This window comes from Kribbella orskensis (assembly GCF_004342085.1).
GTDB classification, from domain to species: Bacteria; Actinomycetota; Actinomycetes; order Propionibacteriales; family Kribbellaceae; genus Kribbella; species Kribbella orskensis.
Genome location: NZ_SLWM01000003.1, coordinates 114,913 through 127,137, shown reverse-complemented (window position 1 = coordinate 127,137; position 12,225 = coordinate 114,913). Strand labels below are relative to the sequence as shown.

Below are 12,225 nucleotides of genomic sequence, written 5' to 3'. Positions count from 1 at the left end.
AGGACCGATGAGCGCCGGCGAGACAGGCCAGGCGAGCAACGACGAGAGCGTGGCTGACGCCGTCGATCAGAAGTCCGGGGACGTCGACCGGAAAGCCGGGGACAGGGACGGCCGCAGAGCAGTCGGGCTGTACCTGATCTCGACGGTGCTGATCGTTGCCGCCGGACTGCTCGGGCCGTCCGTGGTCGTGCTGACCCTGACGAACCGCCACACCTGGCTCCCGTCGTACTGGTTCAACGCGAAGCCGAACGACTGGCTCGTCACGCTGATGGTGTACGTCGCGATCCTGCTCGGTGGATACGGCGTCTACCTCGCCACCCGGGCGCTCAAGAACGGCTGGGCGCCCCGCGTCCAGCGATTGGTTGCCCTGGGCATCGGTACTACGGCCGCGATCACGCTGGTCCCGCCGATGGCCTCGGGCGACGTGCTGATCTACGCGGCGTACGGGCGGATCATGTCGCTCGGCGGCAACCCGTACACGACAGCCCCGGCCGACACCATCCGGCTCGGCTACGACCCGGTGATCGCGGCGACCGAGCGCCCGTGGCAGGGCGCGAAGAGCGTGTACGGCCCGATCGCCACCTGGATCCAGTGGTTCTCCTCGTGGGTCGGCGGCGACTCGATGCAGCTCACCGTGTGGATGCTGCAGTTGTCCGTCGCGATCAGCCTGGTCGTCTCCGGTCTGCTGCTGATGAAGCTGGTCGGCCCGAACCCGGTGGCCCGGCGGCGCGTGGTGATGCTCGGCCTGGCGAACCCGCTGATCCTGTGGACGGTGTTGGCCGGCGCGCACAACGACGCAATCGCGGTGATGTTCGCGGTGATCGCGCTCGTGCTGTTCCGGCGGCACATCTTCTGGGCCGGCATCATGCTCGGCGTCGCCGGCTGTACGAAGCTCTCGATCGGTCTGGTCGGTATCGCGATGCTCTGGTCGCTGCGCGCGGACCGCCGCCGGATGATCATGCTCTGCCTCGGGGCCGGCATCTCGATGATCGGCCTGTACGCCGTGGTCGGGCTCGAGGCGCTCCAGCAGGCCCGGTCGAACAGTTCGTTCATCTCGACGGGGACGCCGCACAAGGTCCTGCTCAGCTTCTTCGACCTGTTCCTGCCGGGGGCGCTGGTCAGGACCGTGCTCGCGATCGCCGCCTGGGTCGGTCTGATCGTCGTCGCGATCCTGCTCTCGCAGGTGTTCCCGAAGTCGCTCGTGCCGCAGGCACACCCCGAGGACAGAACGCCCGACGCGATCCGCTACACCGCGATCTACGCGATCGCCTGGCTGGTCACGGCGATGTACTCGCTCCCCTGGTACGACATCATCGCCTGGGTCGCGCTGGCCGCGATGGCGGCGTCGAAGGTGGACAAGCTGATGGTCATCCGGACCACCATGCTCGCGATCGCCTATGTGCCCGGACGGGACCCGAACGCCCGGCAGGTCGCGGCGAGCCTGTCCGACTCGCTGGAGTGGTTCAGCACCCGGCTGCGCGACACGATCTGCCCGGCGGTCGAGCTGGGCGTGCTGATCGCGCTGATCGTCTGGGCCCGGCGGGGCGGGGCCCAGTGGTGGCCATACGACTGGCCGAAGCGGAAGTCCAAACCCGTGACCGAGAAAGCCCACGCCGGAAGCTGAGTGCGGACCGGTTGGCCGTTAGGGTCTGGCGGATGCGGAAGTTGTCTGGGGCGGGTGTGTTCGAGCGGGTCGAGCCGAATCACTTTGCCGAGCAGTTGAGGACCGACTCGTTGTCGGTGGGGACCTACTCGATCCCGGCGGGCGGTGTTGACGACCAGGCGCCGCACCACGAGGACGAGATCTACGTCGTGACGACCGGGCGGGCGACCATCGTCACCCCGAGCGGCACCGAGCCGGTCGGCCCCGGTGATGTCCTGTTCGTCCCCGCCGAGGAGGAACACCGCTTCACCGACATCACCGAGGACCTGGCCCTGCTCGTCTTCTTCGCTCCGCCGTACTCCGGCCGGTGACGTAGCCCCGTCAGCTCCGGAGCCCCATCAGCTCCAGAGGTCGTGGCCGGCGGCGATCGCCTTGGCGAGGATGGTCTTCACCGGCTTCTTGAGCTGGGCGGCGGCCGCCGCGACGTCGTCGTACTCGGGTTGCACATTGACCACCTGACCGCCGTACCGGGCGATCTTGACGTGGATGAGCTGGCCCTCGACCTCGACGCTGGCGAACTCGCGGTCCGCAGCGTGCTTGCGAACGCTGAACTCGCGAAGGCCGATCGCCGACGTCTCGGCCAGGATCACCGAGCGGACCACCTCGGCGCTCGCGCTGCCGACCAGAACCGACAGCGTGTGCGCCGGGCGGCCCTTCTTCATCAGGATCGGGGTCAGCCACGCGTCGGCGGCGCCGGCCTCCATCAGCCGGGCGAGCACCTGCGGCCAGATCCGCGGGTCCAGGTCGTCGACGTTGGTCTCGTAGAGGAGTTCGGTGGACGGCCGGTCGACGGCGTCGCCGATCACCACGCGCACGATGTTCGGCACCTCGACCGGGTCACGGCCACCCGCGCCGACACCGGTCTGCTGGATCCGCATCGGTGGCAGCAGCCCGAATTCGTCGGCCAGTGCGGCGAGCAGCGCGGCCCCGGTCGGCGTCGTCATCTCGTACGGCGCGCTGCCGCCGGTAACAGGTGCTTCTGCCTCGGAGAGCAGTGCCAGTACTGCGGGGCCGGGTACGGGAATACCGCCGTGTTGGCCGCGGACCTGGCGTCCGCCACCGAGCGCGATGGTGGAGACGATCACGCGGTCGAGTTCGAGGGACACCGACGCGGCGGCGACCCCGACGATGTCCGCGATCGCGTCGAGCGCGCCGACCTCGTGGAAGTGCACGTCGTCCGGGGCGACCCCGTGCGCGGCCCCCTCGGCCCGAGCCAGCCGCGCGAAGGTGTCGAGCGCCAGATCCCGCACAGCGTCGGCAAGCCCGGCGGCCTCGACCAGCCGCCGTACCTCAGCCCAGCTCCGCGTATGCCCAGCCCCAGCAGAAGCCCCGTGCCCATGCCCAGCGCCGTCCTCATGCCCGTGCCCGGCGCCGTCGTCGTGCCCATGACCATGCCCGGCACCGTCGTCGTGCCCGTGCCCGGCGGTGGACCCGGCTTCGGGCTCAGCGGAAGGACCGACGCCCTCCGGGAAGTTCTCCGGGTGTAGCTCGCCCGAGACTCGGACCGAGGCCTTGGTGGCGGCGATCTGGTGGCGGCTGGTCTGCTCGACCGTCACCGACAACGACGGGTCCACCGCGGCCATCGCCGCGTTGACCACCTCCAAGTCGGCCCCGGCCGCCAGGAACGCTCCGAGGAGCATGTCCCCGGACGCACCGGCCGCGCAGTCGATCCAGGCGACCCTCACTGCGCCTTCACCTCTGCCGGCGCCGCACGCCGGGCGACCCGTGCCGCGAAGACCCCGGCGCCGAACCCGTTGTCGATGTTCACCACGGTCACCCCCGGCGCACACGAGTTCAGCATCGCCAGTAGGGCCGCAACCCCACCGAACGAGGCCCCGTAGCCCACGGAAGTCGGCACAGCCACGAGCGGAACGCCGACGAGCCCCCCGACCACACTCGGCAGCGCGCCCTCCATCCCGGCCACCACGATCAGGCAGTCCGCAGCGTCGAGCCGCTCCCGCACACCCATCACCCGGTGCAGCCCCGCCACTCCGACATCGGTGATCAGGTCGACCCCAGCGCCGAACACCCGCGCAGTAGTCGCGGCTTCCGCAGCCACCGGCGCATCCGACGTACCAGCCGAGACCACGGCGACTGTGCCACGCAGTACAGGCGCCTCGCCTAGCACCGCAGTACGGCCGACGGGGTCCACGACAGCCTCAGGCAGAGCGGCGGAGACGGCTTCTTGAGCCTCTACCGCCAGCCGGGTCGCCAGAACGGCATGGCCGGGGTGGGTAGCGTGCAGCGTGCGGAGCAGTTCGACGACCTGTGAGGGCGTCTTGCCGGCGCCGTAGACCACCTCGGCGTCGCCGGTGCGCTCCAGCCTGTCGGTGTCGAGCCGCGCGTAGCCGAGGTCATGGACCCCGGGCAGCGGGCCGCTAGCGGGAGTTTGGTCAGACAAATGGGTCACGCCGTGAATCTACGTGGCTTGCTCGGAAGTGGCGCCGCGGACCCAGTAGCTGACACGCAGCGCGCCCAGCTGAGCACGCAGCCATTAGGCTGCGGTGCGTGTCTTCGACGTTAGCCGGTGCTTTCGGGATCGCCGCTCTGTTCGTGGCGGTGCTCGCCCTCGTGTTCGCCGTCCAGGCGCTCAGGGCGCAGTCCGGCACGGCCAAGGCCGTCACGGAGCTTGCCGCCACCCCAGAACCCCAGCAGCAGGCCCAGGCACAAGCCCAGCCGGAGGCCAAACCCGGCACGGTGAAGTCTGAGCTCCGCAGGCTGAGCAGGGAGCTCGAGGAGGCCCGCACCGAGCTGCGAGAGACGCTGCAGCACCTGGCGGTCGTCCGCTACGACGCGTACGGCGAGATGAGCGGCCGGTTGTCCTGGTCGATGGCGTTGCTGGACGACAACGGCGACGGAGTCGTGCTGACCTCGATCAACAGCCGGAACGACGCCCGCTCCTACGCCAAGGAGGTCAAGGCCTTCGAGAGCGACGCCAAGCTGTCGCCGGAGGAGGAAGAGGCGATCGACACGCTCCGCAAGGAGGCGTCACCGACGCTTGGGAACCCGGACCACCAGTGACCCCGGCTCGACCTCCGCGGTGAGGCTGCGGCCAGGGCCGATCCCGTCCCCGTCGAGCTGACGCTGGACGTCCACCGCGGCGGTGACCTCCACCTTCCGCCCGGTGAACCGCTCGAGGTACATCTCGGTCCGCTTGGTCCGCGTCATCACCCGCCAGAACACCAGCGGCCACTGCGTCACCCTCCGTGGCGCGATCACCACCACGTCGATCAGGCCGTCGTCCGGCCGCGCGTCCGGCAGCAGCGGGATGTTCGCCTGCAGCATGCCGACGTTCCCGATCACCACCGTGCGCACCCGCCGCTCGACCGGTTCCTCGTCGTCCAGCGAGATCCGCACCTTCACCGACGGGTGGTTGATGTTCCTGGCCGCGGACACCAGGTACGCCGTCCAGCCGATCTGCGCCTTCAGGATCGGTGGCGCGCCGGTGATGATGGCCGCGTCCAGCCCGAGCCCGGCCATCACCGCGAAGTGGTCGGTGTCCAGGCCGTCGCCGTGCACCCTGACCAGGTCGATCCGCCGGTCCCGGCCTTCCAGGATCCGCTCCAGCGCGTCGTCCAGGTCGAGGGGGATGTGCAGGTTCCGGGCGAGCAGGTTGCCCGTGCCCGCCGGGATCACACCGACCGGGATTCCGGTGGAGGCGAGCGCGGCGCAGACCACCCGGACCGTGCCGTCGCCGCCCGCGACCAGGACCAGGTCGGAATCGTTCTCGATCGCCTGCTTGGCCATCGCGTTGCCCGCGTCGTCCTCCCGCGTCTCCAGCCACAACGGGTCGTCATACCCCCGTACTGCGAGCGCGCGGGCGACCTTGCGGCGGAAGGCCACGCCGTCACCGACCTTGATCGGGTTGACGATCACCGCAGCCCGGGGCGGCACCGTCGTACCGTCATCCTCCGTCTTCGGTCGCCGGCGGCGTCGGCGCAGGCCCGGGCGAAGCCCGAACCCGATCGTGGTGGCGGTCAGAATCGCCAGTCCGAGGGCCCAGCCGCCGATCACGTCGGAGACGTACTGGAGGTTCAGCGCGACCCGGTCGAACGAGACCAGCAGAACCACCGCGATGGCCGGCAGCGTCACCAGCAGGCGGAACCGGCGCCGCCAGCCGCGGACGGACGGCAGCACCACGCCGAGGGCTCCCGCCATCACGAAGGCGGCGGTCGAGTGTCCGGACACGTAGGACCAGCTGTCGACCTCGACCAGCGCCTGCTCCGGCGCGGGGCGGTCGAAGGTGTGGATGACGGCCTGGACCAGGGCAAGCTCGGCCCCGACGGTGACCAGCAGCCAGATCGTCAGCAGGCGGGCCCGGCGGTGCCACAGGTAGATCGCTACCACCAGGACGACCGCGCGCACGGTCCACGGCAGGATGACGGTGCCCAGCAGCTGCCAGAGGTCCACCCAGCCCTCGTGCGACAGCCCGTGCTCCGCGACGCGGTCCGCCACGGACTCGTCCCAGCGGCGCAACGGCGGCCAGTCCTTGAAGACGAGCAGCGTGACCGCGACGAACGGCAACACACCCAGGACGACCGTGAGCGCACGGCCGACGTGACTGGGTGGATGGTGGTTCATGGCCCGCTGATTCCCCCTCGATGGCATCGCCGGCACGGCTGGTGCCCAGCCCATCATCCCGAATACGCTTCGCCACCCCTGACACGCCCCAGATACCCTCGGGGGTGTGATCGACGCCAAATTGCTCCGAGAGAACCCCGATGCCGTCCGCGAGTCCCTGACCAAGCGCGGCGAGAGTACTGATCTGGTCGACCAGATCCTGGCGGCCGACGGTGATCGTCGATCGTCCATCGCGGCGTTCGAGTCGTTGCGGGCGGAGCAGAAGGGCCTCGGCAAGGAGGTCGCGCAGGCCAAGGGCGACGAGCGCACCGCGCTGCTGGAGCGGACCAAGGCGCTGTCCGCCGAGGTGAAGGCCAAGGAGGCCGCCGCGAACGAGGCGGAGACCCGGTTCACCGAGCTGTCCCGCGCCCTGCCGAACCTGGTGTCCGAGCAGGCGCCGGTCGGCGGCGAGAAGGACTTCGTCGTGATCGAGGAGGTCGGCAAGCCGCGGGACTTCGCCGCGGAGGGCTTCGAGCCGCGCGACCACCTGGAGCTGGGCGAGCTGCTCGGCGCGATCGACATGGAACGCGGCGCGAAGGTGTCCGGTGCCCGGTTCTACTTCCTCAAGGGCGTCGCCGCGCAGCTCCAGCTCGGCATGCTCCAGCTCGCGATCGCGCAGGCGGTCGAGAACGGCTTCACCCCGATGATCACGCCGACCCTGGTCAAGCCCGAGGTGATGGGCGGAACGGGATACCTGGGCGCCCACTCGTCCGAGGTCTACCACCTGGAGGAGGACGACCTCTACCTCGTCGGTACGTCGGAGGTCCCGCTGGCCGGCTACCACATGGACGAGATCCTCGACCTGTCCGCCGGCCCGGCCCGGTACGCCGGCTGGTCGTCCTGCTACCGGCGCGAGGCCGGTTCCTACGGGAAGGACACCCGCGGGATCATTCGTGTCCACCAGTTCGACAAGGTCGAGATGTTCTCCTACACCAGCCCCGAGGATGCCGAAGCGGAGCACCAGCGGCTGCTCGGCTGGGAGAAGGAGATGCTGGACAAGATGGAACTGGCCTATCGCGTGATCGACACGGCGACCGGTGACCTGGGCACGTCGGCGTACCGGAAGTTCGACTGCGAGGCCTGGGTGCCGACGCAGGGCGCGTACCGCGAGCTCACTTCCACCTCGAACTGCACCGACTTCCAGGCCCGCCGGCTGAACATCCGCTACCGCGACGCGGACGGCAAGACCCGCCCGGTCGCGACGCTGAACGGCACGCTGGCCACCACGCGCTGGCTGGTCGCGATCCTCGAGACGCACCAGCTGCCGGACGGTTCGGTCCGGGTGCCCGCGGCACTCCGGCCGTACGTCGGTGGTCGTGAGGTCCTCGAACCGGTCGGCAGATGACGAAGGGCTGGCGGCCGAAAGCCGTTGCCCTTGACATCGACGGAACCCTGATCGACCACGACGAGTCGCTCTCGCCGGCGGTCGTCGACGCGGTCCGCCGTACTGCGGCGCAGGTGCCGGTGATCCTGGCCACCGGCAGGTCCTGGCAGACCACCCGGCCGGTCGCGGAACTGCTCGGCCTGCCGGACGGCGGATTGGTTGTCTGCAGCAACGGTGCACGGACGCTCCGGTACCCCGACGGCGAGGTGGTCGACGAGCGCACCTTCGACCCGTCGACGGTGATCAGGTCGGTCCGCAAGCACGCGCCGAACGCCCGGATGGCCGTCGAGGAGCACGACGGTGGCTACCTGGTCACCGCGCCCTTCCCGGACGGCGATCTCGGCACGGGCGCGGGGATCCGGGTCGTGGCGGACGAGGAGCTCGCGCCGGAGCCGGTGACCCGGTTGATCATCCGCGACCCGGAGCAGTCCGAGGCCGACTTCGTCCAACTGGCGGAACGGCTCGGTCTGCACGGCGTCAGCTACTTCGTCGGCTGGACCGCGTGGCTCGACATCGCCCCCGAGGGTGTGGACAAGAGCACCGGCCTGAAGGTCGCGCTGGCGCAGTGCGACCTGGAGCCGGCGGATCTGCTGGCGATGGGCGACGGGCGCAACGACATCGAAATGCTCGTCTACGCCGGCCTGGGGATCTCGATGGGCGCAGCACCCGACGAGGTCAAGGCCGCCGCGGACGAGGTGACCAAGTCGGTCCAGGACGACGGCGTCGCGGCCGTGCTCAACCGCTGGTTCTGAACCGCGGACCTCGACACGAAGTAGAACAGGTTCAAGCCCGAACCGGTTCAAAGGGCAATCAAATAGGTTTAATGGGCAACCAAAAGGCCCGGAACCCCTGTGGAGACAGGGGTTCCGGGCCTTCGTATCCGTCCGGTGCTGATAGTCCGCTGGCGGGCCGAGTATCAGCGTCAGGCGACGCGGGTGCTGCCGGGTCGTGGCGACTGGCGCGGCTGGTCCACCACGGCGTCGAACGCGTCCAGGACGGCGCTCACCTCCGGGCGGGGACGCGGGGCCTTGGTGGCGGGGCTCTGGCCTCGCCGGGCCCTGCGCAGGTGACGCTTCACCGTCGACAGCGAGCAACCCAGCCGCATGGCCAGCGATTCCAGGCTGTCGTTCGGGTACTGCGTCCGCAGCCGGAGTACTTCTTCGTGGCTGACTGGCCGACGCGTGCCGCGGGCTCCGGCCAACTGGTCGAAGTCGTCTGCCTGGACCTCGACGTCCAGCAGGTTGCGTATCGAGCGCCGCTGGGCGGCGGTCGTGCCGGCGACGAAGCCGCTGACATCGTGCTCGGCGACGGCGCTGAACAGGCAGTCGGTGAACAGCGGACAGGACGCGCAGAGCGTCTTGGCCTCACGGACCAGCTGGTCGTAGCGTTCCCGGGTTCGCCGGGTCGCGGATGCGGGCGGCGGTTCTTCCATCAAGCGGTGCTGGAAAATGTCCGTACGTGCAGTACAGCCGGTCATGGCCCCTTCCATGATGGAAGATGTGTCGACAGCCGCACGAGAGCTGGTGCTCCCTTGCCCCGCTATCTTGGCGCTGTTGACGATCATCGTGGCTCCCCAAGTTCCCGGACCCGTGTGAACGAACGATGAATCACGTTCGAACACCCGGACCCACTAGCTGACGGACCGATCTGTTGCCGACCCACCCTTGTCGTCCCGGCGCGAGACGCACCGATGCATAACTGTTGACGCCATGGATGTGGATTTGGTTGCACCCAATTCCGCATCGCTACTCCGACGGCGCTGGTCGAGGTTGGGGCCGCTCCAGATCAGGTGATCCAGAACGGACGTACGACGCGGTTGAATCGCCCCCGGTTCCCCGCTAGCCACCGCATAAAATCATGCACAAACCCTGCTGTGCATGGGAACTAGCTGCCTTTGCAGCATCCTGCCGTAACGGTCTGGTGACGTTGTTCAATGGTCAACCAGATTGCGGGGAAAGCGATGTCCAATCGCTTGCGCCGAAGGGCTTCGACAGGGTAAGGCGGCGACTCTGTCGCAGAAAGATACGGTAGTGCGGTGTCAGCCCGAGATGCAGTCCGCCCACCCCGTCTGGTCGCCACCGATCTTGACGGAACCTTGGTACACAGCGACGGCTCGGTCACGCCCCGGACGAAGGCCGCCGTGCTCGGCGTGCAGGAAGCCGGCGCCGTCTTCGTGATGGTCACCGCGCGGCCACCACGCTGGTTGCACGCCCTCGCCGACCTGGTCGGCGCGCACGGCGTCGCGATTGTTGCCAACGGCGCCATTCTGTACGACGTCGTTCAGCGGCAGGCGATCCGGACCGCGATGATCGATCCGGTGGTCGCGCTCGAAGTGGCGAAGGCGATCCGCGCGGAGATTCCCGAAGTGGAGTTCGCCATTGAGCGATCGAACCGTTACGGACAGGAGCCGCGGTACCTCAACCGGTGGCCGACGCCGGACGACACTTTGATCGCGGAGATCGAGGAACTGCTGGCCGAACCGGCGGCCAAGCTGCTCGTCCGGCATCCGAGCTGGCACTCCGACGAACTGCTGGCACGGGTCATGCCGCTGGTCGGGCAACGCGTCGCAGCGAGCCACAGCGGCGGCCACAGCCTGGTGGAGATCTCCGCCAGCGGGGTGTCCAAGGCCGCGATGCTCGCCGATTTCGCTGCCAGCCAAGGGATCTCGGCCGATCAGACGATCGCGTTCGGTGACTCGCTGAACGATCTCCCGATGCTGGCCTGGGCCGGTACGTCGTACGGGGTGGCGAACGCGCATGCGGACGTGCTCGCGATGGTGGATGTCGTCTGCCCCACGAACGACGAGGACGGTGTCGCCACCGTCCTCGAAGAACTCTTCAATCTTTAGCTGTTGCAGGCGGATCGGCTACTCGGAGCGCACCACCCGTCACACAAAACCAGGAACTACAGGTACATCCCACCGCTGCCGGGACCGTCGGTACTGCGGGCCTGCGGTCCACCCGGGAAAGCGGCGGCTTCCTCCGGTGACATCTGCTGGCTGCCGGGCAGTGCGCGCCGCATCTGCTCCAGCTGCTGGCGGGCCGCCATCTGCTGGGCGAAGAGGGCGGTCTGGATGCCGTGGAACAAGCCCTCCAGCCAGCCGACGAGCTGGGCCTGCGCGATCCGCAGCTCCGCCTCGGTCGGCGTGCTGTCGTCGGTGAAGTCGAGGCTGAGCCGCTCCAGCTCATCCACCAGCTCGGGAGCCAGGCCGGTCTCGAGCTCCTTGATCGAGGCCTCGTGGATCGACTTCAGGCGCTGCCGGGACGCCTCGTCCAGCGGTGCGGCCTTCACCTCTTCGAGCAGCTGGCGGATCATGTTGCCGATCCGCATCACCTTGGCCGGCTGCTCGACGAGTTCGGTCACCGACCGCGGCTGGTCGTCATCGTCGGCGGCACGCGGCGGACCCTCGACGGCCATGCCGTCGGGACCGACGATCAGAACCTTGCCGTCCTCGGTCTGGGCGCCGGTCATCGGGATCCCCTGGCTGCCCTGGTTCTCGCTGCTGCTCTCGCTCATCCCCCCATCGTAGGCGTCTGTCCCAGCGCCCTCAGATTGCCTTCGATCTGTGCCTGCGGACGGCGTCGCGGTTGGCGCAGGCGGGACTGCAGTAGCGCTGGCGCCCGCCCCGGGACAGGTCGGCGTACACGTTGCCGCAACCGTCGGTGGCGCAGCGGCCCAGGCGGCTGATGCCGCGGCCGGCCAGGTGCAGCGCGGTACCTGTGCTGATCAGGGTGGCGACCAGACGGCCGACCGGGACTTCGTCAGGCCGGTAATGCATGTGCCAGCCGTCGCCTGCGTGGTTCGTGAGCCGCGGGTGTTCGGTGTATTTGGCGAGCATCTCGTTCGCCAGCCGCACTCGGGTCTGCTCGTCCGGGGCGTCCACCACCCCCAGCCATTCGTCGAGGGCCACCCGTACTGCGGCGAGGTCCGCGGCGGTGACTCGCCGGTCCCGGACCAGGCGACTCTCGACGCCGCTCTCCTCGCAACGATCGGCCAGTTCGCCGGCGGTGGTCGCGGGGTTGGTGACCAGGTTGACGGCCAGCAGGACCGCGTCCGCGCCGTAAGGGTTGAGATGCACAATGCCATTACATCATGATGGGCGCATGACCACCAGAGAAGAAGTTCACCGGCACAGTTGGAGGGTGGCGTCCTCTCACTCTGTCAGCGAGGGACTGATCAGCTACCAGCAGTGCGCCTGCGGCGAGTGGCGAGTGACCAGTACTCCGCTGCACCCCGTCGCGCACCCTGAGCTGGCCAGGGTCCGGGCGCCTTTTGATGCCTAGGGCAACAAACTGGATGCCCTAGGCAAGAAGAGACCCGTCGACCACAGCTTCTAGCACGCGCACGCCGCGCCGACCCCGCTCTGCGCCAGCCACGTTGCTGACGGTAGCGCCCAGTGCGCTCCGGTACTGCGAAGGCGACGCGGGCGGCGAGGCGCAGTACAGGCTGATGCCTTGCGCAACTAGAGAGCCCTGTACAACTAGTGCCTGGCGCTAGGCCGTGTTGCTAAAGGGAGTTGGTGAGCCGGGCGCACCCCAGATTTCGGCGTCGAGCGCCG

The 12,225-nt window shown here is 68.8% G+C and carries 12 protein-coding genes; 6 read left to right on the top strand and 6 right to left on the bottom strand.

The annotated features are described in order from the left end of the window. Positions 1-7 precede the first annotated feature (7 nt). Both EV644_RS09460 and EV644_RS09455 read left to right on the top strand, forming a co-directional pair. Positions 8-1,624 (top strand): MptA/MptB family glycosyltransferase, encoded by a 1,617-nt coding sequence (locus EV644_RS09460; RefSeq protein WP_241998474.1) that lies wholly within the window; start codon positions 8-10, stop codon positions 1,622-1,624. A 32-nt stretch (positions 1,625-1,656) separates the two neighbouring features. After that, positions 1,657-1,974: a cupin domain-containing protein gene (locus tag EV644_RS09455; RefSeq protein WP_132190103.1), complete on the top strand. Its 318-nt coding sequence runs from the start codon at positions 1,657-1,659 to the stop codon at positions 1,972-1,974. A gap of 27 nt (positions 1,975-2,001) precedes the next feature. Here EV644_RS09455 and larC read toward each other — a convergent pair whose 3' ends face one another. Then, on the bottom strand, positions 2,002-3,348 hold the full coding sequence (gene larC, locus EV644_RS09450) for a nickel pincer cofactor biosynthesis protein LarC (protein WP_132190104.1): 1,347 nt from the start codon (positions 3,346-3,348) through the stop codon (positions 2,002-2,004). Beyond that, positions 3,345-4,064 carry a nickel pincer cofactor biosynthesis protein LarB gene (gene larB, locus EV644_RS09445; protein ID WP_132190245.1) on the bottom strand — a complete coding sequence of 240 codons (720 nt, stop codon included), beginning with the start codon at positions 4,062-4,064 and terminating at the stop codon, positions 3,345-3,347. Before larB ends, larC begins: the two co-directional genes overlap by 4 nt. Before the next feature lie 107 nt (positions 4,065-4,171). Between larB and EV644_RS09440 the strand changes: the two genes are divergently transcribed. After that, positions 4,172-4,684: a DUF4446 family protein gene (locus EV644_RS09440; RefSeq protein ID WP_199239717.1), complete on the top strand. Its 513-nt coding sequence runs from the start codon at positions 4,172-4,174 to the stop codon at positions 4,682-4,684. Here EV644_RS09440 and EV644_RS09435 read toward each other — a convergent pair. Then, positions 4,652-6,244: a bifunctional phosphatase PAP2/diacylglycerol kinase family protein gene (locus tag EV644_RS09435; RefSeq protein ID WP_132190105.1), complete on the bottom strand. Its 1,593-nt coding sequence runs from the start codon at positions 6,242-6,244 to the stop codon at positions 4,652-4,654. The two genes, EV644_RS09440 and EV644_RS09435, sit on opposite strands and share 33 nt — an antisense overlap. Positions 6,245-6,350: 106 nt before the next feature. Between EV644_RS09435 and serS the strand changes: the two genes are divergently transcribed. Together serS and EV644_RS09425 are read left to right on the top strand one after the other, a co-directional pair. Beyond that, positions 6,351-7,628 carry a serine--tRNA ligase gene (gene serS / locus EV644_RS09430; RefSeq protein ID WP_132190106.1) on the top strand — a complete coding sequence of 426 codons (1,278 nt, stop codon included), beginning with the start codon at positions 6,351-6,353 and terminating at the stop codon, positions 7,626-7,628. Beyond that, a complete protein-coding gene (locus EV644_RS09425) occupies positions 7,625-8,419 on the top strand; it encodes an HAD family hydrolase (protein ID WP_132190107.1) in 795 nt (264 codons plus the stop codon). Before serS ends, EV644_RS09425 begins: the two co-directional genes overlap by 4 nt. 170 nt (positions 8,420-8,589) lie before the next feature. Here the strand turns inward: EV644_RS09425 and EV644_RS09420 are convergent, their stop codons facing one another. Next, on the bottom strand, positions 8,590-9,099 hold the full coding sequence (locus tag EV644_RS09420) for a WhiB family transcriptional regulator (RefSeq protein WP_241998476.1): 510 nt from the start codon (positions 9,097-9,099) through the stop codon (positions 8,590-8,592). A gap of 603 nt (positions 9,100-9,702) precedes the next feature. Between EV644_RS09420 and EV644_RS09415 the strand changes: the two genes are divergently transcribed. Then, the gene (locus EV644_RS09415) at positions 9,703-10,515 is read left to right on the top strand and encodes an HAD family hydrolase (protein WP_132190109.1); all 813 of its coding nucleotides are present in this window, start codon (positions 9,703-9,705) and stop codon (positions 10,513-10,515) included. A 56-nt stretch (positions 10,516-10,571) separates the two neighbouring features. Here EV644_RS09415 and EV644_RS09410 read toward each other — a convergent pair whose 3' ends face one another. Further along, positions 10,572-11,183 (bottom strand): bacterial proteasome activator family protein, encoded by a 612-nt coding sequence (locus EV644_RS09410; RefSeq protein WP_132190110.1) that lies wholly within the window; start codon positions 11,181-11,183, stop codon positions 10,572-10,574. A gap of 31 nt (positions 11,184-11,214) precedes the next feature. Beyond that, the gene (locus tag EV644_RS09405) at positions 11,215-11,745 is read right to left on the bottom strand and encodes a CGNR zinc finger domain-containing protein (RefSeq protein ID WP_132190111.1); all 531 of its coding nucleotides are present in this window, start codon (positions 11,743-11,745) and stop codon (positions 11,215-11,217) included. Positions 11,746-12,225 lie beyond the last annotated feature (480 nt).